The 24,946-nt window shown below is 55.9% G+C and carries 15 protein-coding genes and 4 pseudogenes; 8 read left to right on the top strand and 11 right to left on the bottom strand.

The genetic code is table 11. The annotated features are described in order from the left end of the window. Positions 1–1,339: 1,339 nt before the first annotated feature. From P0D96_RS42240 to P0D96_RS42265, 6 genes and pseudogenes are all read right to left on the bottom strand, one after another. Positions 1,340–1,495, bottom strand: a pseudogene (locus P0D96_RS42240) (Crp/Fnr family transcriptional regulator); the annotation flags it as partial. A gap of 87 nt (positions 1,496–1,582) precedes the next feature. After that, a pseudogene (locus P0D96_RS42245) lies at positions 1,583–2,588 on the bottom strand (Crp/Fnr family transcriptional regulator); the annotation flags it as partial. Between the two features lie 535 nt (positions 2,589–3,123). Beyond that, positions 3,124–3,935 (bottom strand): IS5 family transposase gene (locus P0D96_RS42250; protein WP_408319778.1). Its coding sequence is split into 2 segments (ribosomal slippage): positions 3,124–3,587 and positions 3,587–3,935, totalling 813 coding nucleotides; the frame shifts between segments, so codons are not numbered across the junction. Positions 3,936–4,145: 210 nt separating this feature from the next. Continuing rightward, a complete protein-coding gene (locus P0D96_RS42255) occupies positions 4,146–5,072 on the bottom strand; it encodes a hypothetical protein (protein WP_408319780.1) in 927 nt (308 codons plus the stop codon). 365 nt (positions 5,073–5,437) lie between these two features. Then, positions 5,438–7,111 carry a hypothetical protein gene (locus tag P0D96_RS42260; protein ID WP_408319782.1) on the bottom strand — a complete coding sequence of 558 codons (1,674 nt, stop codon included), beginning with the start codon at positions 7,109–7,111 and terminating at the stop codon, positions 5,438–5,440. 103 nt (positions 7,112–7,214) lie between these two features. Beyond that, the gene (locus tag P0D96_RS42265; RefSeq protein WP_408319784.1) at positions 7,215–7,598 is read right to left on the bottom strand and encodes a hypothetical protein; all 384 of its coding nucleotides are present in this window, start codon (positions 7,596–7,598) and stop codon (positions 7,215–7,217) included. Positions 7,599–7,861: 263 nt separating this feature from the next. Between P0D96_RS42265 and P0D96_RS42270 the strand changes: the two are divergent. Further along, a pseudogene (locus tag P0D96_RS42270) lies at positions 7,862–8,136 on the top strand (HU family DNA-binding protein). 300 nt (positions 8,137–8,436) lie between these two features. On the opposite strand, the gene P0D96_RS42275 reads toward P0D96_RS42270, so the two are convergent. Both P0D96_RS42275 and P0D96_RS42280 read right to left on the bottom strand, forming a co-directional pair. Then, positions 8,437–8,733, bottom strand: coding sequence for a hypothetical protein (locus tag P0D96_RS42275; RefSeq protein WP_408319786.1), 297 nt, complete (start codon positions 8,731–8,733; stop codon positions 8,437–8,439). A gap of 201 nt (positions 8,734–8,934) precedes the next feature. Beyond that, a complete protein-coding gene (locus tag P0D96_RS42280; protein WP_408319787.1) occupies positions 8,935–10,632 on the bottom strand; it encodes a methyl-accepting chemotaxis protein in 1,698 nt (565 codons plus the stop codon). Between the two features lie 395 nt (positions 10,633–11,027). Between P0D96_RS42280 and P0D96_RS42285 the strand changes: the two genes are divergently transcribed. The 5 genes from P0D96_RS42285 to P0D96_RS42305 all read left to right on the top strand — a co-directional run bounded on the left by P0D96_RS42285 (position 11,028) and on the right by P0D96_RS42305 (position 18,707). Continuing rightward, positions 11,028–11,174, top strand: a complete 147-nt coding sequence (locus P0D96_RS42285; RefSeq protein ID WP_408319789.1) for a hypothetical protein — start codon at positions 11,028–11,030, stop codon at positions 11,172–11,174. A 328-nt stretch (positions 11,175–11,502) separates the two neighbouring features. Further along, positions 11,503–14,076 carry a tetratricopeptide repeat protein gene (locus P0D96_RS42290; protein ID WP_408319791.1) on the top strand — a complete coding sequence of 858 codons (2,574 nt, stop codon included), beginning with the start codon at positions 11,503–11,505 and terminating at the stop codon, positions 14,074–14,076. Positions 14,077–14,223: 147 nt separating this feature from the next. Beyond that, a complete protein-coding gene (locus P0D96_RS42295; protein ID WP_408319793.1) occupies positions 14,224–14,964 on the top strand; it encodes an ion channel in 741 nt (246 codons plus the stop codon). 4 nt (positions 14,965–14,968) lie between these two features. Continuing rightward, positions 14,969–16,636, top strand: a complete 1,668-nt coding sequence (locus P0D96_RS42300; protein WP_408319794.1) for a hypothetical protein — start codon at positions 14,969–14,971, stop codon at positions 16,634–16,636. A gap of 55 nt (positions 16,637–16,691) precedes the next feature. Next, complete coding sequence (locus P0D96_RS42305; RefSeq protein WP_408319796.1) at positions 16,692–18,707, top strand: hypothetical protein; 2,016 nt, start codon at positions 16,692–16,694, stop codon at positions 18,705–18,707. Between the two features lie 415 nt (positions 18,708–19,122). On the opposite strand, the gene P0D96_RS42310 is transcribed toward P0D96_RS42305, so the two are convergent. Beyond that, entirely contained in the window at positions 19,123–20,001 is an 879-nt protein-coding gene (locus P0D96_RS42310) for an H-NS family nucleoid-associated regulatory protein (RefSeq protein WP_408319798.1), read from the bottom strand. A gap of 708 nt (positions 20,002–20,709) precedes the next feature. Beyond that, positions 20,710–21,303: a hypothetical protein gene (locus P0D96_RS42315; protein WP_408319800.1), complete on the bottom strand. Its 594-nt coding sequence runs from the start codon at positions 21,301–21,303 to the stop codon at positions 20,710–20,712. A 425-nt stretch (positions 21,304–21,728) separates the two neighbouring features. On the opposite strand from P0D96_RS42315, the gene P0D96_RS42320 reads away from it, so the two are divergent. Next, positions 21,729–22,907 carry a DNA cytosine methyltransferase gene (locus tag P0D96_RS42320; RefSeq protein ID WP_408319802.1) on the top strand — a complete coding sequence of 393 codons (1,179 nt, stop codon included), beginning with the start codon at positions 21,729–21,731 and terminating at the stop codon, positions 22,905–22,907. Positions 22,908–23,112: 205 nt separating this feature from the next. Then, positions 23,113–23,628: pseudogene (locus tag P0D96_RS42325) on the top strand (SET domain-containing protein). Between the two features lie 216 nt (positions 23,629–23,844). On the opposite strand, the gene P0D96_RS42330 reads toward P0D96_RS42325, so the two are convergent. Next, a complete protein-coding gene (locus P0D96_RS42330) occupies positions 23,845–24,303 on the bottom strand; it encodes a hypothetical protein (protein ID WP_408319803.1) in 459 nt (152 codons plus the stop codon). Between the last annotated feature and the right edge of the window lie 643 nt (positions 24,304–24,946).

A 24,946-nucleotide genomic window follows, 5' to 3' on the forward strand; every position in this document is an offset into this window, starting at 1 on the left:
GGGGTAATTCCACGCTCGGCGACTTATCACTAAAGGACAATGTTGCCTTGATCGTTGAGTGTTCCATGCCTAATCTGCTTATCAAAATAGTAAGGCGGCCAAAGGCCCGCAGTACTGCAACTGCGCCTTGTGCTGATAACGCTCGCTAGTATCGACAAGTGAATCAAGATAGCTTTCAAACGAAACTGCCCAAAGAACTAAGGGGTAAAGGCGAACAGGTCACCAACAGGACCGTAGTCTGCCACGACACGCTTCGACGCGAGCACCGTATGCAAAAGGTCACACCAGGCAGCCAGCATCTTGCCGGTCCGGTTTGAATCGTCGATGACCTGTTTGCCAGGGATCACCACTTTTGACTGTTTCTTGCTGACCGCGCTTTCAGTCCGGCCACCAACAGTTCCTCTTTCTACCCGATCGGGATCACGCGGTCCCTGCCAATTGCGAGTGCCGTATGCAGCGTTTTCTGCGGCCGCGACTCAACTGCCCAGTGGTGACCACTTCCGTCACCACGCCCACTCCCTTCATAGCTTCTTCGACCGCAACTTCAACGAACGGATTCATCGAAATTGTCACGTTCGCGACGCCAACACCCATACCGTCTGACTTGACTCGAACTTTGGCGTTCTAGGCGGGTGGTGGTTTGATTAGCGCGAAAATCTCAATTGCCGACTCGATTTTTTCGCGTCGCTTCGCACTTCACGGCACGATGGCGTGCAGGCCGCAACGATAGAAGAAGCGGTCCAGGCAGCGTGTAACGCCTCCAAGCTCAACTGGTATCGGTGCACACCGGCAAGACTGCATTGGACCCTTGGAAACGCTCACGCGCAAATATGAGTTAGCTTTGCCCGCCATAGGCTGCGCCTAGGGCCCACGACTTTGCGCGGCGTTGTCCGCCTCGAAACCGGCGTCAGGAAGCATGGCGGCGTGCTAACCTGAAGACGCATCGTCGCGAAGCAGTGGGAATCAGCCGGACCGCGTGGATTTCAGCAATTTGCCTGCGCCCGGTGTCGAGTTTCCCACTCAGACCGTAAATTGCCTTTGCGTGGTGAGCGAGCATTGGCTTGCCACACGAGACGGCTAGCCACCCCCGAGTGCGAAGGTACCCCTGGGTCATGGCGGCAACGTCGCACCCCTCGGGAGGGTGGCAGTCAGCCCTGCGAAAGCGATCTGCATGACCAGATTTGTGCACCTTCAAACCAACGGCAATCCAAAGTGGTCAGATGAGGCATCATTGTGAGCGATAGATGCCTGCGCGAGGTTCGTCGCGATACAGTACCCTCTGCAGGCGTACTCCGATCAGACAGATCTGCCTACCTTATCAGGTGCAGCCTACGGATCTTGGCGACGAACCCGGGGCCGTCCCCAGTTTCGCGAGGTCATAGGTGTCGAAAGCACTCACGGCTTCGAACAAGGTTCGTTGGTCGACAAACTCCAAATCGGCCAGCGATTTCAGCTCGCCGACACCACGGAGGGTATGCCGGGAAAAATACGTAATGCGCAGCAGCGCCGCTTTCCAATGTGGATGCCTGACACCGATGACCTCGCATGCGGAAATCGCCGAAGACATTTTTGCGTTTCGCAAGGCTCTGGCAACCGGCGATTTGATCGCGCGCACGGTCTGGATGAAGCGCTCCTCGGTCTCGGCAATCTCGAGCGGATCGATCTTGATCTCACGACGCATGACCCACGACACCTCCTTCTTTCGCGCCTCGGTCATCACCGAGAACAGGCGATCGGAGATCGGCTCGCCTGTCACGGCGGAAAGCAAAAGGGGCTTGTCGAGAATCAGATTCTTCTCGACGCCGATCAGGGCTTCCAGGTCGGCCAGCTCGATCAGTTCCAGTTCGCTGTGATCAACACGTCGAGATCGTGGTCCGCCACCTGCTGGGCCCGCTCCGTGACCCGCACGGGATCGAAGGTCACGAGCTGCCGCCCGGCTGCGCCAAATGGCGCGCAGATAGGGTGCTCAGGCAATCAGAGCGGCCCGGTTCAAGCGTGACGAGGTTGAGTTTTTCCATGCGCTTGAGCATCGCCATCACATGCGGACGGGAATGACCAGCAATCGCATGACACTTCTTGATTACTTCGGGCAGGGGCACCGAGCACTCCTCCCCCTGGCCGCGGCGTGCGCGCCCATCTACCCGGTCTGCGCCCTCAATACCCGCCATCAGCGACAAAACATGCGCGTACGAGAGAACACCTGGCAGAAAATCAGCATGCGTATTGGTGGCGAGAACATCGTCCTTCTTCTTCACGCGTCGAATCATCGTGCGCACGATATGGCGCAGCAGCGGTGATACACGTTCGAGTTCCTCTTCCACCACGCTTGCCGCGATGACGGTCAATTGACAGAAGCTGATGGCCTTCGCGGTGTGCGCTCGTGGTTCGGCCGGCAGCAACGAGGCTTCGCCAAAAAACTCGCCCTTGCCGAGCGTGGCGAGAATGATCTTTTTTTCGTCGCATTGGGTGAAGATTTCGACTTTTCCGTCTGCAATTACGTAGATGACGGCGTCGCCCACGAAGCCTTCGGAATAGATGACTTCGCCCGGAGCCGCTGCGCGCGACCGTGGCGATCGTTGGTGGTTCAAGATTCGTTCCCCCGAAAGAACTAGTGCGTCGTGCATCCCGCGTCTTCATGAGGCACGGGTAGGTGCGATGGCACTGACCTATTTCACTGCATAACGACATGCAAGACGCAAATCTTTAACACGCGCTAAAACGTTTGGCAACTCCATAGCCATGCAAGCCTTAGTCAAGAAGGCCCGCCGTAGCAAGGTGGGTCATCCGATCCGATTTCGAGGATGCTGGGCGATACAGGTGTGTCGATCAACAGTCGTCACCATTCCCTTGGTACAACAAATTTTGAAGCAGTCGCATTTCTGCTCGGGTAGCCATCAAGTCGCCGGATATGTACGTACGTGTAGCGATGTTTTTTCACCCGCTCGGCCGGTGCGGTTCTTAAGGCAGGTGCACCGGCAAATCGGCACGAGCCGAGACGGCCGAGTCGCCGTGAAAGTCAGAACGGTCGTTCCACTGCAGGCAGACTGAGCTGGATGACGGAACTGTGAGTTGGTTGCACAGAGGGCTGGCGTTACAAGCCCAACCGCGCCGCACTAACAGGCGTTAACAAAATGAGTTCTTCAGTTTTCGCCAACAGATGATGCAGCAGGCGATTTTCATGAAGGCTTCGTGGATAAATGCAAGGCGTTCGAAACGGACGCGTAGTCGTCGGAAGTTGTGAAGCCAGGAGATGGTTCGCTCGACGACCCAGCGTGTTTTGCCCAGCCCGCTACCGTGAGGCTCACCACGTCGGGCGATTTCGGTGGCGATACCAGCAGCGTGTAGCGGACGGCGGTATTTGTCGTGATCGTAGCCCCGGTCGCCCTGAACGATGCGGGGCTTCGAAAGTGGCCGGCCTCGCTTGCCAGCAATGGGCGGGATGGCGTCAACCAGCGCGTGAAGCTGGGTGACATCGTGTCGATTGGCGCCAGTGAGGATTACTGCGAGCGGGATGCCCTGCGCTTCGGTAATGAGGTGGTGCTTTGAACCAGGTCGCGCGCGGTCGGTGGGATTCGGTCCCGTTTTTGACCTGCACCCACCGCGCGGATGGAGGAGGAATCGACAACGACACGGGACCAGTCAATCCGGTCGGCCTCGCGAAGCTTCGCAAGCAGGACTTCGTGCAGCCGGTCCCAGACGCCAGCGGCCTGCCAATCTCGTAGACGGCGCCAGCAGCACATGCCGCTGCCGCAGCCCATCTCGCGTGGCAGCAGGTCCCAGCACAGGCCCGTCTGCAGGATGAACAGGATGCCCGTGAACACGGCACGGTCATCCAGCGGTTTGCGTCCCGGATACCGCGAACGGCGGGGTTTGGGTGGAGGCAACAATGGTTCAATGAGTGCCCACAACTCATCATCGAGTATCGGTTTGGCCATATGCTGTTCGTCACCGAAACAATGATGAGGTTAACAGCAATCGTTGGAAGTTAACAGCCTCCGGAACTCATTTTGTTAAAGTTTCTAACAGCGCACTTGCCTGGCGCGGCAGGTCAGTGAGTCCACGCTTGCCCGCTGTACGGTCTAGAAGAAATGTTCGTGCCGCATTGCGTACGCGGATCAGTTGCGTTGGAGAGCGTAGGCCGTGTCTCATTCATGTGTCCCCGAAGCGCGGCCCCACGGCATGGCAGCAAACAGAGCATCAAGGCGTGCGCGCTGCTCTGAAGCGGCGGTCACGGTGAAGAAAGTCTGGTCGGATGCAACGCGTTGCTTTACTTTCTGCTCCGCGTAGTGCCCGAGTAGGGTGTTCTGGATATCGACAGAAAGATCAACAGTCCAGCAGGTCAGCCGACCCAGCGCAATATCGAGTGGTGCCAATGCTGCATTAATCTCGACTTGAGCCGCCTCCGTGATAACGGGAATCGATAAAAACTGGTGCGCCGTTGTAGTGCTCTGCGGATGTTCCATCGGTAGCCATTTGAGCAGTGTGTCTTGCACCGGCAACAATAATTGCCCCACGTCGCGCAGCGCCGCACTGATCGCGGTCCTGAAGATGTCGAAGCCCGGCAACAGCGACTCGTATCGCTCGATGAAGAAAATCAGAGCAAGCGCCTTGTCTCGGTATCCGTTCACATGTTGCATGAACTGGTCTGTACGCTCTAGAACAGGCAGCTGATGCCCCGTCCTTCTCAATTGCTCGACCGCAATGCCGACCGCAGTACGGACCGCTGTAAGACCGGCTGACGGCACCCACGTCTGCGTAAGCGGTGCGTACACGTGCTGGAAGTCCCGATAGGCATCAAGTCGAAGATCCGCCTTGACCGCTTTCCTGTGCTGCTGCTCGGCCTGCTCGCTTTGCTTACGCATCTGCCATATGATTGCGGCCGCGCTCGCGGCTGCCGAGAAGATGGCGACAACTATCTGGAGGGTTGGTGTTAGCCAGTCGCTTGGACCTTCCATGACACGAACCGGGATACCGCTTGCCGGGACTTGGATAATTGCGCTCTGCGTTTGTGGTATCACGACGGCTGCGCTTGCGATAGTCGCTTTCTCGAGACTCGGCGCGACGGAGGACATGGGCATTTTCGGCATTGGCATTTTTTCGATCGAAGCAAGGAACGGTAAAGACAGCGGATATTTTTTGCCCAGGTCGCCGACACATTGATCAGGGTCAATGTAGCGCGGATTCGATTACGCTCTCAAGTTGCGACCGCCAACGGATAGGTCCTGGTCGGGAACGCGAGTAGAGAAATGTTCGGTGGCGCAGACGACAAGCGATTGCAGCAGTAAGTGTCGAGTCCGCACGAACCTGATCATCGCGTTTAAGAATGAGCTCTACAAGAGGTAACTTCGTGGGGAACATCAGTGTTCGTGTGCGGGGAGACATTCGCGTTTCGGCATCACCGATTGTCCAGAGCACGAGCTGCGCAACAGGTTCGCGATCAAGGCACGGAGAACTCGTTCGACTCGGCATTCACCATGGCCGCGACCGCACTGCAAACGAAATTTATCCGGCCCGGCTCGGGAAGCAGATGGGTGTCGGGATGCGCGTAGAAATCGGTTTCCCACTCTTCGGCCATGCTCTCAAAAATATTGTGCAACTTCAGCAACTCCTTGGGGGCGGAGCGCTTGAACAGCTCAAAGATCAGGGTCTGCAAGACATTACGCTTGTCTGTCATGCCGTCAGCGTAGACTTGGACATCGTCGTGCAAGATGTTCCACTCCGTGTTACTAAAGAAAATCTGCCCGTACAGGCTCTTGATGAGTTCCCGTGAATGGGCAGGCAACGCTTTGAGCCGGCTATTCAAGCCATCGCGCTTGTTTTGTGCAGGGAAGGCGGCGTAGGTCGGGTTGGTGCTTCCGACAAACTCCTTCTCCAACTGGATCTTCGCATAGACAACCGCAACCATCGCCAGCGCAAAGATGAACCGGTTTTCAATCTTGTCATGTGCAAACGGAGCATTGGCACCGCGCGTTTTCAGGTAATGGATCTGCACATGCTCGGAGTGGTACTTGACTACCTCCATGTCCTGGTTGCCAAGGGGCGTACCGAACCCTGACTCATTGACCACGAGACCATTGGGCCCAAACCATTGGGTGAGTGTATCCAGGATGTCCTGCTCATTTGCGACCGCGGGCACCTCGTTGATCCCAAGACGGTTGAGGGCGTCGAGCATCTGCACACTCACAGCAGTAGCGCGCATTGCAAGGTCCCCGATCTTGCCGGTCTCCTGCAGTACACGGTTGGCCGCGATGTTGCAAACGAGTTCAAGCGTGAGCTCCCACTTCGGCTTTTGGCGAATTTCAGCGTTGACATTGGTTTCGGGGGAGTCCGGTTCGCCAGAGGCTGGTTTCGGGACCTGCATCTCTTCGACATCGGCAGCATCCCGTACGCGGTTGATATCCCATATGTGCAAATGGATGTTGGCATAGTGATGGGCACGTACAGCCAGCCAACTCATCCCGTTATAGGGCGTCGGGGCGTCAATCGGGATGTTCTTGATGCGGCGAAATGCTTGCTCACGCTTGGCGTACTCGCTGTAGTAGAGGCATTCGATGCCTTGAATCGTTATGGCGAGGCTGACGTCGGTCAAGTTGGGATGCGCGTCTTCGGCGACTTCAATCTTCTCGAGCTTGAGGATGGGCGCGTACTCCGCGTGCACGTTCTCGGGCAGGATCTCGATGAGCGCCTTATAAAGAGCGGTACGGTTGTTGAGTTGCTTTTGCACACTCCTGAGTTCCTTTTCGTCGGGTGCGGTAGGGTTGATGTACTTAAGAGAGGCCTCCTTGGGAGGGATGACACGGCCCACGCCGTCAGCTTCTACCCAATTTTGCACCGGCAGACGCGCGAGTGAGTTCTGTATCCAGTTGCGCACTCCCAGCTTCTCGTCCCGCACATCTTCATCGCTGAGCGCAAACTGCTCCTGGTAGAGGTCGGCAGCGATTTTTTGCACGCGCGATGTCATCGCTTCAGTCAAAGCCTCGATTTCTTCGTCGTCGACTGTGCGAAGAAGGTCGTCCGCCTGTTCCTTTGTGATCGTCAAAATGTCAGCAATTTTCGGAATTAGTGTCTCACGAGCATCGCTGTGCGCCTTGCGGACCGTTTGTTTTTTCATTTGAGTCGTTTTCATTTTTGCAGAGATATCTTGGTGGGTGTAGCGCCAATGGCATTGAGGGCACCGCGAGCGGATCTGAGCATGCGGGGCCCGGTTCACACTGCTATTCAAGCGCCGGCAAAACCTGGGGTGAAAGTTTCCCGGGTGCTTGAATATGTGGGTCCACGACACCCTTGTCGCTTTGCTTCTTAAGTTTTCGCTCTTTGGCATCCAGTACCTGGCGCGCTTTTCGGTTGGTTTGCTCGCCGGCTTGGACGCGCCTCGTCTTGTTGACTTCCCAGTTGGCCATGTTCATAGCCTCCCACGGGTCGTTGGTGATGCCTTGTTCCAAATACACTTGCTCGAGGGCGCGCTGATGTTTTCCAGGCCCATGCTTATTGATCGAACACACGGCATGGTATTGGTCGTTGGCGGCAGTAAGCATGTTGCCGTAGGGCGAACCCAGGTCCTCGTGATCCGACGTTTGTGTTCGGGTGTTGCGGCTCATTTTGATCTCCTTGAGAAGGATGCGTCTGCATCGGAGGTGCCACTATTACGAAGAAACAGAAAAACCAATACCCCGAAACTTATTGATTGGGCGTATCTATGAAAGACGCTGGTTCGATAGTCTAAGTTGGCGATTAAGATTCTTGTCGAGCGCATAGCAGGCTTGATACGCGGGCGATGCACGTACCGACTTCGGATTGTGGCCCGTGGCGTACAGTGCCCTTTAACATGTATGGTTATTTCTTTTCGAAGAAGGACTCTTGTATGAACAAACAGGAACTCATCGATGCCGTTGCGTCCGCATCAGGTGCGAGCAGGCATCAACTGCCGAGGCGATTGACGCCTTCATTAATACGGTGATGAAGGCCGTAATCGATGGGAAGAGCGTGCAAAATATCGGATTTGGGTCGTTTGGCTCAGGCGCACGGGCGGCACGGACCGGACGCAATCCCGCAACGGGAAAGGAAATTCAGTTTGCAACTGCAAAAACCGTCAAGTTCACTGCGGGCAAGGCATTCACAGAGCTTGTAAACTCCTAAAGACGGTGTGCGGTCGGCATAGCTTTGCTACGTCTCGGGCTACCCAAACACGATGCTATATCTGGTGCCCGTTGATCTGCGCTGACGCAGCGTCTCCGCTGTCTGGGTTGCCGCATGGCAAAAATCGGTGGATCTACAGGTAATCGAGATTGATGAAGCGCGACTCAAATCTTTTTGGGCTATCTTAGGAGCGCTCCTCTCTTACTCGGACTCGGCACTTCGTACGAAGCTGGACCGCTTCTTTGCAAGAGGACTTGACTTTTGCGAAGGCATAGGAGTCGAGCTGGGAGCAACGTTCGGCTATCCACGAGCGACCGATTGCTGGCCCAGCGTGGCGAGGATGGCATTGGTGAGTTCGAGCAGTGCCGAGTGATATTCGGCGGGCAACACCAGATCGTCCATCAACGACATTGCCTCTTCAATACCTCGTCGAAATGATCGGCTGATTTCGGCGCGCTGCGACGTCGTGAAGTGGGGCATTGCGGCCTCGAGAAATGCGCCCAAAACCATCGCCCGAGCTCCCAGAACCCCCAGTTTTTTTCTGTTAGCGTCCACGAGCGTGGTCACCTGGTCCAGCACCTCATTGATATGATTCATTTTTAGTCTCACTCAGAAGGGCTAATCGCCCACAGCCCGCAGCAATTGTGTCCGACGCATTTGGACGAGTTGTACACTAATGACTGGCTTTGCCTCTGCCTTATTCAACGTTGCACTTGAGATTTGGGTCAGCCTTAACACCGCCGTTTACAGATGCGCTTTGCTCCGTCTGTAAAAAATCACCCGTCATACGGATGTTCTTCAAAAGCTATTCCATTCACCAACTTCGGCACCTTGCGTCTCACGAACTGGCTCCGAAGCGGAGCGCTTCGGAACGGGCGTGCCTGATGTCCTCACGCGCTCCACAGCAGGCTGTTGTTGCGCGACAGGAGGGGTTACGTCGATGACGTGTGAGGCATCGAGCCTGAACATTGAAACGGAAGCGGTCAGATCACTCGCTTGCGACTCGAGGGAACTGGCTGCTGCCGCGGCCTGTTCCACAAGTGCTGCATTCTGTTGCGTGACTTCATCCATCTGCGTGACGGCTTGGCTGACCTGACTGATACCCTTACTCTGTTCCTGCGAGGCGGCGGTAATTTCGCCCATGATGTCTGTCACGCGCCTGATCTCGTGAGTGATCTCGCGCATCTTCGTTCCGGCTTCTTGCACATGACCGGCGCCAGCCTGTACCCGCTCCACTGAATCGTGGATCAGATCCTTGATTTCCTTGGCCGCGGCCGAGGAGCGTTGTGCCAGTGAACGCACTTCCGAAGCCACTACCGCAAATCCTCGTCCTTGCTCACCTGCCCGCGCGGCTTCGACGGCTGCATTCAATGCGAGAATATTGGTCTGGAAGGCGATACCCTCGATGAGACCGACAATGCTGGTAATCTTGTCAGAGCTGGCGTTGATACCCTCCATGGTTTCAACTACGCGGGATACTACCGCTCCGCCCTGTTCGGCCACCTGCGCGGCCCGCGCGGCGAGCTGATTGGCCTGGCTGGCATTGTCAGCGTTCTGGGTGACGGTTGATGTCAGTTGCTCCATGCTAGCGGCTGTTTGCTCAAGCGACGCAGCCTGCTCTTCGGTGCGCTGTGACAGATCCTGGTTTCCTGCTGCGATCTGGTGCGTGGCAGTGGCAATTGAGTTGGCCGAAATCTTGATCATGCCGATTGTCTGTGTGAGCTGCTCCTGCATGCGTTTCATCGAAAACAACAGACTTGAGCGGTCACCCGGTGCCGTTACTACCACGGCAGTCAGGTCGTTATCGGCAATCTGATTGGCTATTTGGGCGGCGTAGGTCGGTTCGCCACCTATTGAGCGGAAGATACTCCGGTTGAGCAGTAGCACGACAGCCGACAGGACGCCGGCCAATACCACAAGAATTCCGAGGCTCTCATACAACGACGAGCGGAATGCCACATTGATGTCATCGATATAGAGCCCGGTGGTGAGAATCCAGTCCCACGGCTGATAGCTAACGCTGTAGGCAATTTTTGGGGAAGTTCCGCTTGTTCCCGGCTTCATCGCGCTATAGGCGGTAAAGCCCTGGCCGTCGCGCTTGATGACAGAGACCATATCTCTGAAGATGTAAACACCATTCGGATCCTTGACGTCGCTGACGTCCTTGCCGTTCAACTCCAGTTGTGTTGCATGCATCAGAACAGTTGGCTTGGAATTGAGAATCGCCAGATAGCGTCCTTCTCCGTACCGCATGTTCCGGATGCAGTCCATTGCACGCTTTTGGGCTTCCACTATGGGCATGGTGCCGGCCGCTACCTGATCGCCAAAAGTCTTGACGACAGTCAGCGCTATCTCCGACGCGTGTTTCAGGTCCGCCTTGCGCTCGGCCAATCGCATTTCTTTCGTCTGGTAAGCGTCGTAGCTTGATATGCCGGCCAGACAGAACAGGCTCAGAACTAACGGCAGCCAGAGCTTCTGGACAAAAGACAGTTTCATATCTATGGAACCCCTTGCATTGAGCATGTCACGAGCCGGCAAAATTGTCGTCCAACCAAGCTTCCCGCAGATCTTGCGACGCTGCTGCGGTCAGCAGCCATTGGCTGCCATTCCAAATTCATGAATTATGAAGCACATTCTTCATACTTATATCGACGGATGGTTAGTGAACTTAAGGGAATTTGCGTATCCATTTGGTCAATTCTCTCTTGCAATTTTTTGAGGTATCTGAAAATACGTCGGACACTCAATCAGTTGTGCGCCGGGTTTGATCACTGCCCCTCAATCCCGGCTTCACGCTTGGCCCGTTTTTCAAGAAGCAGCGTGGACTCGTGTGTGGTTGCTTGCCGCGGAGCTCATGCGGCGTAGAGAGGTGGGGTACCTGCTTCTATGCGATGACGATGACCATTTGCGGAAAAGCAGGTTTTCGTCCCCGTGTTCAGGCGTTGTCGGGCCAGATGTCCACCGTCATCACCATGGTGGCTGCCGGCTTCGGCGTGGCATTTGCCGACGTCGATGTGCAAGTTTTCTCAGCCAGATGATGTCGTCAAGAATCTCTCGGGTTCCACGACATGCTCAGCTCCGGAAAAGACGTTTCCAGAGTGTTACCCATGTCCCGATACACGTTACCTATGTCCCAGTTCCATACAATTCTGTTAAGGCAATCCATCGCTCCGATCGACGAAAGTCATGAAATTTCGCAGATCAGAATCAAACATGTGTCTGAAGCCCCATCGCGATTTCGGGGCGGCTATCAGTGATGATCGCAGACCTGAGTGCTGCGAGACGCTCGTGCAGACTTCCATGTGCGAGTAATATGATTGTCAGTAAGTTTGAAGTTGTTCTGCCGGCTTCGCCAACGAGGGTTGTATGAAGGACGAAGACTTTCCGCAAGACCGTAAGGAAGTTCTTTTCGGGCGTGAGGCGGATGTTGAGCGACTTTTACATCGAGCCCAAGTCCCAGGGTTAACCGCGATCGTGGGGCGGCCTTTGATCGGAAAAACTTGGACTGTGACAGAAGTGGCGCGCCGACTGCTTCACAACGGCAACTACTTAATCGGATACCACGAGGCGAAGGGACCAGAAAGCAGTCACATCCTGTACACGGTGGCGGACCTTTACACCCGCTGGCTCGCCGACTCCACTTTAGGAGATCAGGCGCAAAGCCTTTGGTATCAATACAAAGACAACCTCGTACCGCGCATGGGCCAAGTCTTCGGCATGGTGTTTGAAAACGTTGCAGGCAAGCAACTTTCCGGGGGTGCTGCAAAACTGATCCGCTCTGCCTTCGATAGCCTGGCCAGTGCACAGAAAGGTCTGCTTTCTGGAGGCCTGCAAATTACCCCGCTTCCATACGACCAAGCGTGTTCACTAGTTGATTTTGTAGCGAAGGCAAGCGCGCGTCGAGTCCTGCTGATTCTCGATGCATGGGGAAAGTCCGATTCAGTCGAATCCGAATCAGTTTTGCTTGAGGCATATCTAAAGCATCTGATGGACTGGTCGCATTGTCACGTCTTCCTCTGTATTCGCCATCCAGACCCGGACCACGTCACGGGCAGCGCCGCGAATGCAAGAGCGCGTAACATTTGTAGGCTCAGTGCTTCCGCAGAAGTGTACGAACTATCATCGATGGATCTCTCAGATCCTGACGAAGCGTGCAGAGCTATCCGTTTCCTGCGTCAGACTGCGCCAGCATCTACGAGCTTGGGTGAACGTGAGCTTATCGACCTGATTGACGGATACCCTGGCGTTATAGGATTTTGGACGGACCCTAACACTCGTAGAGCCCTGCAAGAGCCCGATGACATCATCCGGGCTGCGCGCGATGCGCAGGCCTTACGATATGCGGACCTTGAATACGCTTTGAATGACCTTCCTGACGAATTTTCTCGAAGATTGGCCGCGCGCCTCGCGCTATTTCCTCGTTTCGACCTACACAGCTGGTCAGCGGTTCGGCACATCCTTGGGATGAACCTCCCGCAAGCGGCGTTCGATACGCTGGCCGATCGTAACGTGCTCAGCGACGGGCCGTTTCCTACTTATGGCCATGACACCCGTCATTCGGCGGCGCGACGATGGCTCATTGAGCACAAGCGCCCTCTAATGCGACGAGAGGCAAGCGCGATGGTAGAAACAACTGCGGCGCTCATTGCAGCAGACAATAAGTCGGATTTATCACTTATCAAACCACTTAGCGGATTTTCGGAGGCGGCTGATTTAATTGGAGTTGACCCAGAAGTCAGTTGTCTAATCGAGGCGGCAAAGATCGTGTCCGGCGCTGAGGTTTTGGGCGCTTATTCGGACTTTGATGCCCTCTATCCGCGTGCCATTCAACGTAACGCCGCAGTGGTATCGTTGATCGCCTTTGCATTGATGAAACGGGCACTTACAAAAGATGAAAATAGAGATTGGGATGATTCGATCCGAGATTTGCAAACGGCCCGACGACTTCCAAACGCTCCCATAGACGTCGTTGCCCTCGCGACTTACTTTCTGGGAATCGTCCTGAAGACCCGGGGCGACGATCAGAAAGCCGTCGAAGAGTTCTCCACGGCGATAGCACTATCCAATGCACCCCCGGATGTACTGGCGAACGCGCAACTCGAACGTGGTCTGATTAGGCACCGGAGCAGAGATCTCAATGGTGCAATTGACGATTTCACATCTGTCGTCGCACTGACCGGTGACTCGTATGGGCGTAGCGCTGAGGCGCTTCACGCGCGTGGCATTGCAAGGTCGGAGTGCGGCGATAGCCACGGTGCGATCCAGGATTTCTCGGCCGTTCTGGCAATCTCGGCCGTGTCGCCAGACGTTAAGGCAACGGCACTGTATCTGCGAGGACTCGAGAAGCGCGCAAACGGGGATTACGACGGAGCGATAGACGACGTCAACGCAGCAGCTACCGTCGTTGGCGCACCGGATGACTTGGTGGCGCGGGCATATTTTCTAAGCGGCGAAATGAAAGAAAAACGAGATGATACGGATGGTGCGATCAACGACTACACCTCCGCCCTGTCGCGCGCAACTATAGATGTTCATACGACGGCAGCGGCATTTGTTTACCGGGCAATAGCGAGGTCAGGAAAAGGCGACGAAGAGGGCGCAATCAGTGACTATATGAGCGTTATTCAACTTCCAAATGCCCCTGACAAATTATTGGCACGCTCCTTCTTCAACATTGCTTGCATACGGAAGACTCGCGGAAAAACGCATGAGGCAATCGAGACTCTAACCTCCGTAATTCAATTGGCAGGTGCCCCGGTGGACCTCCTAGCAGATGCTTTGATCGTACGCGCAGAAATCCGCGGCGACCTCGGAGACAGTCTCGGTGAGATCGACGATTACACTAGGGTCGCGTCGCTCCCAGGCGTGTCCGAAGACCGATTAGCTATGGCACTTTCCTTGAGATGTGATGCATTGGAAAAGGCCCGGCGGCGCAGCTAAAGGTGTTCGCGGGTCACATGCATGCGCAAACGGTTTGGGTAATGGACACCGGGGAGCACCGTTCGTTTCATTTGCTCCCAGAAAGTATTTTTCCCTGCGGTGCGAATGGGGCACTCATTCCCATCGGTTCCACTGGACGGAGGATCGATGTTTTCTTTCGCAAGGATCGCTCAGGGATGGGCTTCCGAGGGGGCGCTTCACTCGCTTCCGGCCTTTGATAATCCGCAAATCATTGTGCGAGAGCGGCGGAACGCGATTTGGAACTGGGGTTTTCTGTTTGTTCAAGCCGGTGCGCTGAGTGCTCACGCCTTCTGCTGGCAGCAATCTCGTGGTCATCCATCGCTTTTTGCTGCTCTCGCGTTTGCCGTTGCTGTCTATGGCTGGATCGACTTAAGTCTGTGCATCGTTCGAAAATCGATGCTTAGTCATTTACTTTCGAAAAATCAAAGCCAGGCAAGTATTGCAGATGGCATCGGCTCCGCGTGGCTCATGTTTGTCTCGCTGACGGTGATCTATGCCAACCTCTACTTCGTCGTCGGTCAACTCGGTGCCGAGTTCAAGAACGCGTTGACCGGCCCGGCTGCCGCATTGGCATTGAGTGCGTCGACTATGACCACCGTGGGCTACGGCTTCTATTCCCCCGTCAGTTTCGTGGCCGTTGTCTTGTCACTGCTCCAGGCAATGTCTGGGCTCGCGCTCGTTTCTTGCGTTATCGCGGCGGCCGTTTCGAGCGCGCTAGCGACGAGAGAACAGGGTGTGCAAGCTCGCCCTAATGACCAACGATGCGCGAGAAAGACCAGTCGCTTGCTTCCGTGGTTGATACTGATGGCCGTAATGTTCGCAAGCTGTGCCGGGATGTCGTTCCTCAACTTTCCGGTTAGGAGCTAGCCTCATGGGTAATGTGGTCGATGGTGAGGTCAAACAGAGGCAGCGGATCAACCAGCTGATTAACTTTACCCGTGCGGCGCGCGAACATGACGGAATGAGCCTGCTCCTTCGCGAGCACGTTCAGGATTTTCTCGCCCATGGGCGCGTCGAGGCGCTGATCGCCGCTAGCGAGGCCGAAGCGGAGCCGCTGGTCCACTACATTGAAGCAGCACTTCCAAGCGTAGAATCAAATGAGGTGCTTCGCCAACTTGATCGCCTGATTGAAACCCAGCACACCAGCCTTGGGCAAGTCGGACTCCGGGCGCTTGAGTTGCTGATCGAACGTTCGGACGACGTCGAGAGTGCCGGAGCGTCCTCAGCCAACCAGTATCGCCGGGTGGAAAGGTTGATGTATCTTGGGCAGCCTGAAAAAGCCAAGGAGGTGCTGACAAACGTTGATCTGAGCGACCATGCACCGGATCAACTATCGTTGGTCAGCGCAAGCGTGCGGGCTAATCATGCCGCGCTGCAGGCCAACAAAGAGGATACGCCGGAATATTTTGCGGTGCTCGAGGATTTGATCCCGCAACTCGAAGATCAATTCCGCGATAATCCTGAGGGTGCCAGCGAAACCCTCGCAGGGATCCTTGTCAAATATATCGACTTGTTAATCGAGGACGATCGTTTCGAAGACGCCATACAACGGTGTGCGCAGGCGCATGAAGTTATTGGCAAAATGGACGATGTTGCAAGGGCGCTCGAATTTTCGGCGGTATGCAGTCAGTCTACGATTGAAATCCTGATTGGAACTGGACAGCGTCGGAAAGCAAAGAAGGCGTTGAAGGAGCTTTGCGACGCGGTCGAGGAATTGGTTCAGGACTATCCGCATCGTTGTGCCGAGCAGGTCGCAATTATCTTGCTAAACGCCACCAATCTGTTTGCATATCGCCTCGCATCGGTTCGTGAGGCGAAACGTGTGCTTGCCAAGGCTGTAGGCGTAATACGTATGCTGCCCGCAGGATGGACTGAGGTGAGTCTGGACGGCTTCCTGCTTCGATACAAGGCAGCGAATCTTGCCGCGATGCTCGCGCATACGACGAAAGACGCCGAAAAAGCCACATTGCTTGACCGCGATTCGGAGCTTATCTTCCGGACTTCCACGTGGAAGCGGCATCCAGCAGTCATCGCCCAACGAGTCGCCTTACTCGCAAGTCGCTCCGTCGTTCTGCTTTCCGCAGGAAAGCTCATTTCGGGGATGCGGGTAATCACCGTCGCGGAGGCCTGGCAGCGCAAGACAAGACTCGTGCGTCCGCGTAATCGTGCAGAATTGTTTTCCATGCTCTCCAATTTCGCTGCCGCCAAAGCATCAATTGGCGAGACCGCTGCGGCGCGGACCAAGCTTGAAGCGACATGTAGCGAACTTCTGGACGAGGCGACGGTTCAGGTCGTGGGACGGGAGGATCTGTGGAACAGCTATGCGCTGCTGTTAAGCCTGCAGCATGAGGAGCGAGACATGAGGGCGTCTTTTGCGACGATGTGTCAGCTGTCCAGCATCAGCTCAAGTGGGCAGCTTATGACCAGGGAAGAGCTCGATGCTACTGATCTCCAGTCGGCGGCCGAGCGGTTTGTTCGTCTCGCCGCCGATCTTCCGTTAGAGGATCTGGCGAAAGCGTTCACGCAGGCAATTCAGTAGACCTTGAGTCTGTCGAGTCACCGCATCTGCTCCGGAATGCTTCGGGAGAAAAGCAATGAATCAGGATGACGTCATAGACGAGTTCCGAAAGGCTTTGGACACATGGAAGAGCTGGCTTGATGGTCCATCGAATAACTGGCGATCGCTCAGTTTGGGGCCAAACGTACGTCGGGAAGATATTCTCAAACTTGACGTCGAGTTAGGGGCCGCTGATACTCCAGATAAATTTTTTGACCACCGGCAGGAGGAACGGAGGCTGGTGCTTTTCCCGCCGTTGCTGAATGCGTATGCGAGTTTTTGGTCACGCTCAGGCACATCGGCGCGCACACGGCAATTCGCGGTCGAGCTGTTCTTGCTGCACGAGTGGCGGCACATTTCTCAGGGCGTCGCGTCATCCACGTACATGATTGACGGGCCATCGCAAACGGACTTTTTTGCCACGCTAGATTACGCGGCCGATGCGTATGCGATAGATCGTTGTTTCAGACGCTATGTGGCCACTAGCCGCCTGTCGGAAAGCAAGCTTCTGGTCGAGCTTCTGGAGGCACATCTCTCGAGCGGATTTGTGTTCGGAGCAGTGGAAAGCACTTATCAGAGAGCCGGCGAAGTCGCTATTGACGGAGCACGAATCCGACGACAATTGATTTGGGCGATCCAGACTGCCCGCGCGCGTTGTTTTCCGCCTGAAGCGGGATTTGCGGCGTTCAACCTTAATCAGCCGTTAAACGTGAAGGTGTGCAGGATTGCCCAGGACCTCATGCCGGATCTCTGCGACGCTGGCCGCCAGGTCACCGCTGCCGACTTCGATTTTCCTTCTCTCCTGATCATACAGATTGCGGCAAAACGGGATGTTCGACATCCGATACTGTATTCAGGTGAACTCAGTCGTCTTCGTGACTTGCTCTTCAAACAAGACCTGTCGGCTTCCGTGGATGCCTTTCGGTCATTGTTCGCTGATCACCCGGAGCTCGTCGGACGCGGAGTCGGTCAGACCGACGTAGGCAAACGGCGGTCGTCTGGCAGGATTCGCGCCATCGATGCGGTCATCGAAACCTACCGCTGGGAGGCGGGAAACGCCCCAGCCGCAGCGTTGCTGCGGGCGGACTACGAGGTGGTTCCGTTCCATATGCGTCGCAAGGAAATCACGGAATTCTGCCAATGGAGCGAAACGTCGGACAAGTTCAGAATCAGAATCATCGTTGGCGACGGCGGTGTCGGTAAGACACGCTTCAGTCGACAGTTCGGCCGGATCTTGCTGGCAACAGGGCAATGGTCGGGCGGTTTTGTGAATTGGACTCCAGACTCCGACCGGCCGCCAAGCTTGCGGACGATTGGTCAGTCAACTATTGCCATCATCGACTACGCGGAACAGTCTCCCGAAACTCTCAATGCAGTGTTGCAGGTGCTTCATCGCGAAAAGGGGAAGGCACGGCTGATCTTGCTTGCGCGCACTGCGGGATCCTGGCTGGACAAGGCGCGTCGACAGAGGGGAACCACAGGGGATCTTCTGCAGAGCAGGGCCACGGAAATCATTCGCCTGGAAGGTATTGGACATAGCGCGAAGAGCCGGCTCTCGACCGCCAGCAAGGCAGAAACAGAATTTCGTAAGCGGCTGGGCCTGCTTGCCATCCCCCTTGCGCTGGAGGAACCACAGGATGTGAGTAACACGCTTTTGCTACACGCGAGTGTGCTTTCGCGTCTGTTAGGCGCATCCATGAGTGGGAGCGGCGCGGTGTTACACTGGCTCGCAGAACGCGAACAGCGTTTCTGGTGCGACCACGCGAGACTACGTGAGCTTCCGGCATTTCTTGAATCTGCGCTTTGCGAAGTCGCTGCTTTGATTTGTGTTACCGATGGTGCTGTCGACTGCGAGGCGGCGGACGTGTTGGTTCGCTGCGCTCCGCAGCTCGGTGGGCAACCCGAGGCTCACATCAATGCCATCCGCAATCTCTTTCACGAGCTTTACCCTGGCCCGAAGTATCTGAACCCGGTACAGCCGGATTTGATCAAGGAAACGGTCATTGCACAGTTTATGACCGCCGGAGCAAGGAAGCGGCTGGCGGCAATATGACGACGCGGCTTGTTGCCTTTTGCGCTGTGATGTAATCCATACTGTGGAGCCCCAGTTGGTCAGACGTTGGTGTGGAACTCAGCTGGATTCGCGCCCCCCTTGCTGCCAGACAGTCCACCGGATCCCGCTACCTGACCGGCAGGTTCAGATCACCATCGTGCCTCACGCGTACGCGCATGGATGAATGGCCTGGGCGAGCCGCTTACGACTGGAGCGGCCCACTCGTGACAGTAATCGAGAGCTGATAGTCCTGCGGACCGTCTCGCAAAGCATCGTGTTTATCGCGGGACGACCGTCGCGGGCTTGTCGACTCTATCAGACGATATCAAATTTATTGCCGCCGACGACGGCAAACGAGATGTGCGCGACGGAACACTGCGTCCCGTCGCCATTGCAAGCCCGCTCCTCCAACGGATCAGGCTACTGCCTCGGCCGTAGAAACTACCGGGATAGCAGGTACAACTTCAGCGGTCGCAGCAACCTTTTTTGCAGCGGCCGTCCGCCCAGGCGTTTTCTTGGCCACGGCCTTTCTTGCAACAGGCGCGCCTGCAACTTTCTTAGCCGACACCTTTGCACCGGTAGCCCTTTTACCAGCCGTTGCCTGTCTCGTTGCTGCTTTTTTTGCAACGACGTTGTCGACTACATTTTTCTTGCCTACTGCCTTGCTAACGCGCGCGGTCTTGGGTTTGGCTGTCGCGCTAGCACCGGCTTCCCCTGATTCTGCAATTGCGCCATCGATCAGGAATTTGCCACGGTCCGTGCCAAGCCAGGCCGGTGCGCGGCCCCGCCCACTCCATGTCGCGCCAGACTTTGGATCGCGGTACATAGCCGGCTGCGGCCCCTTCGGCTGCCCCGTGCGAGCAACTGTTCGGGTGGAGACCGTCAGCTTTTTGGCAGCAGCCTTCGGCTTACCCGCAGTGGTTCCACTTACGGTAACGGTAGCGCCGGTCGTACTTTCAATCAAAAATTTGGTGCGATCCTTTGCGTCAGCTATCCACGCAGGCGCGCGCCCACGGCCACTCCACGTTGCACCCGTTCTCGGGTGTCGGTATTTGGCTGCGCCTTTGGTTTTGACGCCCGCCACGACTTTCCCAATACTCGACGCGACTTTCCTTGAGGTCTTTCCTTCTCGCGTTAGCTTCGTTTTTGTTTCAATGTCCGCAGTAGTAAGACCGTGCTCAAGCATCAACGCCCGAATCTGGTCCACTGCGGTCTGTGCTTTCTTTGCCAACATCACTTCCGCCTGGGCCTGGAGCTTCTTCAGTTTCGACTGAATCTGTTCTAGTGTTGCCATTGCAACTCTCCCTCTTGTTGATAAACAATCGAACTATGCCATGCATGCGGATCCCATTGCTATTAAATCGTGTGCAATAAACGTTCTTTCTCACCGTGCCCGACGTTATCGAACACTGACTCCCAAATAGTGTCGAAGTGACGATGTTCAACACCAGCCGCCCGGGCTGTACTGTCAGGCTCCCCCCCGCGCAATACCTGTGCACGGAGACAATGAGTCGATAGCCTTTTGAAGGACGAATACTTAATAGATGAAAGAAAGAGGAATGCCATCGTTGCGTATCTCCGCCCCCGAATCAAAGAACTCGGAATCAAGCTGGAAGACGTGGCATTTGGCAATAAAGAGCGAGCAACCAGCATGTACGGAAGCACGCTAGCGCAATGCGACTGGAGATAATTGGGAAGGCTGAGGCGAAATGCCCAGTGGCTTAAACAGGCCACTAGCGCCCAACAGTCCGTACAACATTTCGAGTTGCCGCCTGACACCGCTCCCGCACCGTCGGGAAAGAAGCGCGTCGACTGACGAAACGATCCTTCGCCGGAAGCTCGCTCTCGCGTACCTGGCGTCAGTAGTGGATATCGTTGAACGTAAGTGAAAGCAGAATCTGCCGCGCGAAGAGCATACAACTGGCCGCAAAGTTAAGTTCCAGCGCAGTTGCACAGTGCGACTCAACGGTTGCATCCATTTCAGTGCCATCGACCCAATCGGTCAATATCGGTGCGTGTCAAAGCAGCTCAGCCCGGCGATGTCCTTCAATCCGAGGCGAGTGCCGATGGACCTCGTCGCGTCGAAGCGGCGTGGCCCGTACTGTGACTTCAAGGTCACGGAAATATTGATATACCAGCGACCGCGTGCGTCCTCACTGATATTTCCAGCGCCCAGTTCAAAGTTGGAAAGACCATAGCAGTCCCACAGCGGCAGCGCCATCTTGCCAAAGAACAGCCGTTTGTTGCGATAGCGGATCGCGCTCGCCTTGAAAGGTATCCAGCCCAGCGAGCGCCGGACACCGGCAGACTTCCGCCAGCGCGGCTTGATCTTGCAGGCCCGCCTGCGGCGCACTGCATATTCTTCAGCGACCGCCTGGATCGTTGCCAAGTGGAGGTCAAGGCCTGCCCTGCCAGCGCCCTTTGTGAACAGGTGAAAATCATAGCCTGAGAGGAATCGCAGTTCACGTTCCCACACCTTTACTGACAATTCGTTGCAGTGGTTCCAGAGAAAATTGACCGCGTGCGCCTGCTCCTGCAGTGCACGGATGTGCCTGTCCTTAAGACAGAGGTGGAGAACGCGGGTGGTCTGCTGCATATACAGTCACGGTTGTTTCTCGGTATAGGCACACCTCGAATTCGGGCTCAAATATCACACTATTTCTGCTTAGCCGTCGACAACGGACTTTCATCGTCTGCCAGAAGGCCAAGTCTTCAGGCAATTCGTGGATAAAAGGTTATGCGTAGCTATCGCTGCCGCCTTGGTTCTTTGTTACGCCACAACCGCAACCGTTGCGTTTGCTAGATATTCCGATTCGACGCTTGAGCCTTCGCCCCACGCCGCCCCTGCCACTCGCGAGGCAAGCGCGTTTTCCCATCCCATCCCTCCAGAAAATTAGTCCTTAAACGGCCAACTACTGTCGACGTGCAGTCCCCATGCCCTAAAGCACTGAGTAACGCAACAGTCGGTCCGCTATCTGAATAAAAACCGCGCCTACACGAGCTTTAACTTGAGCTCGTGTCATGCATTCAATCAAAGTCTATCTCAAAGAAAACGCGCCTGCAGTTGCCGCCGCTAAAATCAAATCCGCAGCTACAGGTACAGACAGTCGGCTAACTTGCGTTGAGTTGTTTGCAGGCTGCGGCGGAATGGCGAAAGGCCTCGAGCAGGCCGGCTTCAGGCATTTGGCCATGGCAGAGTTCAACGCTGCGGCCTGTGTGACTCTCCGTGCAAATTTTCAGGGCACCCACCGTAGCGATGTTCCGCATATCTTGGAGGCAGACGTCAGAACTGTCGACTGGAGCAGCTACCACGGGGTCGACTTGGTTGCTGGCGGACCGCCATGTCAGCCATTTTCCAACGGTGGCCGGGCGGCGGGGCCCAAGGATGCGCGCGACATGTGGCCGGAGGCAATTCGCGCTGTCCGCGAGATGCAGCCGAAGGCGTTCCTGTTCGAAAATGTCAAAGGCCTGCTACGGCCAGGATTCAGTGAATACCTCGGCCATGTGCTGCATTGCCTCGAGCGCGCCGGACTTGAAGATTTGCCGGATGCAATCAGCTACCACGTCACCGTGGTCAAGGTCAACGCAGCAGATTACGGCGCGCCCCAGAAACGCGAGCGAGTCCTTATTGCGGGGGTCCGAGCCGACTGTGGTTCCCTGTTTCCGTTTCCCTCGAAGTCGCACAGTGAAGACCGACTTCTGCTCGACAAGTGGGTTACCGATGAATATTGGCGGCGTCACAACCTGCCGCGCCTCGACGATGCCTTCATTCCGCGCTCCGCACGCTCCGGACTCAATAAGTTAGCGCGGGCAACCAAGCCGCCAGCGGAAGCGGCATGGCTTACCTGCCGTGACGCATTCCTGGATCTCGGCATTCCCTCATGCGAAGCCAAAGTGACCAGGCACGAACCGCGTGGCACGGCGAAGCAATACGTAGGGCATACCGGAAGCCTCATCGACGAACCGGCAAAAACGCTCAAATCGGGCGTTCACGGCGTACCGGGTGGAGAAAACATGTTTGTAGCCCTTGATGGAACCAGTCGCCACTTCACAGTTAGGGAAGCTGCACGACTTCAGGGATTGCCGGACACATTCGAAATTCCGGGCTCGTGGTCCCAGGCCATGCGTCAACTGGGTAATGCCGTGCCGGTACAACTTGCTGCCGTCGCGGGGCGCTGGATTTCGTCGGCTTTGAGATAGACGTCTACTCGAACGAGGCGAAAGGAGCAGCCGGTCAACGCCTCCTTTTTTCCCGGGAGCGGATGACAGCGGACTCGCGTCAGGTTTGTCGCGATCCGTTTGACAGCCATATTTTGGCTGGACAGCATCGGTATGTCTGCAACTCGTGCCGGTGACTCCACTGGCATAGCGCCTCCTCCAACCGACCCGAAATGGCGATGCTGTCATGAATCAAGCTGTTCGCAAAGTACGTCCGCGCATTGTTGTGCACCGCTCACCAGTGCACGGACGGGGACTTTTTGCGAACAATACTATTGTCGCGGTCGAATTTGTCTGCGAATACAAGGGCGCTCCAGTCAGTTGGGAGGACGTCTTGAACCAGCTACCAAGTGACCGTTCCCAGCCAGGACACACATTCTTCTTCGACATCCAGGAAGGAATTGTCATTGATGGCAACAAAGGCGGGAACAGCGCTCGTTGGTTGAATCACGCATGCTTGCCCAACTGAGAGGCAGAGCTGTCGAATAGCCGTATCTTCATTTACGCGCTGCGCGATATATCACCTGGAGAGGAACTCACGCTTGACTATGCCCTGGTTGTAGACGGGCGCCACAGCCGCAAGATTCGGGAGGAATTCCGTTGCCATTGTTCATCGCCAGAATGCAGGGGAATGATGCTGGAGAACCGACGGAACAAGGCGCACCCACACGACTCTGACACATCCCGTCGCTCGGCGGCTTAACTCCGCTTGCAACAGGTCCCACCTCCGGATGCCACTTAACTTGCTTCCGAAATCGTCGACGTCATCGACGCAAAAGGAAGGGGCATCAGAACGTTTGTGGAAACAACGCACCGGCCTAGGTCCACGGACGCCATCGCCCTGTCGACGAAGCGGCGAACGATACCTCGGATTTCCGCAATGTCCACAAGTTGTTGAGACCGGCGGCCCTCATGCGGCTCAAGTTCCCGCGTACATGACAGACAAAAGCTTGAGCATGATTTCCCAGACACCGTCTCGTTGCGCACAAGGCACAGGCCCAACGTCCAGACGGGGCGCGCCCTTCAGGAGAACTCCGGCCGAAGCGACATTGGGTTTGAAAACGATATCGAACCGGGCCACGGGTTCGCCCTGCGCGTCTTCCGAACGGGCTATCCGCTCGACGAAAACGGTCATCAGTCGTTCAGGTTTCATTGAGGAGTCTATCGGAAAATAGTTTCGGGACGACGCTCTCAGATCTGCAAGCAGACAGACCAGACACATGCCCGCGTCGTCCGTGGGCAACGCCTCATGCTCACGCCACTCTCGACTTCCTGCCTTGGTGGAAAGCAACGGAAGCTCATCCGACTCGTCGAGATACTCGCGGACGTGCGCTCGCGCTGTCCATATCACTAATTCGCGTTTGTCGGCCTCATTCATACTGCAGCCTTCATTGTCAGCCAGATATTGATATAAGGCCGCGCGAAGACAGCGACGATCCCGCCCGATATTCGCTGGTTCGAGATGAGTCTACGTATCTGTGCCATGTCGAACTCGTGACCGTTTTCTACTCGTGTCCCGCCGCAAGTCATAGAGTGCATCTCTGAGACAACGTTTGAAGATTCGCCCTACTTCGAAAGACGAACTGGTCATCAAGTCGACGAATTCTCGTGGACGCATCTCCTTGATCTCGGCGAGAGCTTCTCCCCGCCGCAACGCATTGTCCAACTCGCGCGAAAGCCATCGCAAGTTCACATCACGAGGCCTCGTGCGTTTGCGCTTACGTCCAACTGTCATCGTCACCCCATACTCAAGAACATGCCTCAGCGCTGTTGGTCGGTCGACAGACCTTGACGTCCTCCCGCCCTCAGCCTGCGGCTGCCGCGCATGGCGCGGAAAGGACGCGGATTCCTTCTGCAAGACGGCGACGTCCGCCGCGAGAATGTTCACTGCCGCATTGATGTCGCGCTGATGATACGCGCCACATTCACGGCAAACCTACTAGCCTTCCTCAGCATCCGAGGGCGGCGTCAAGCATTTGTCGCTTTGGGACGAATCCATTGTCCGCTCCGCCTCCGGGACC

Origin of the sequence: Paraburkholderia sp. RL17-347-BIC-D (genome assembly GCF_046027915.1) — a bacterium.
Classification (GTDB): domain Bacteria; phylum Pseudomonadota; class Gammaproteobacteria; order Burkholderiales; family Burkholderiaceae; genus Paraburkholderia.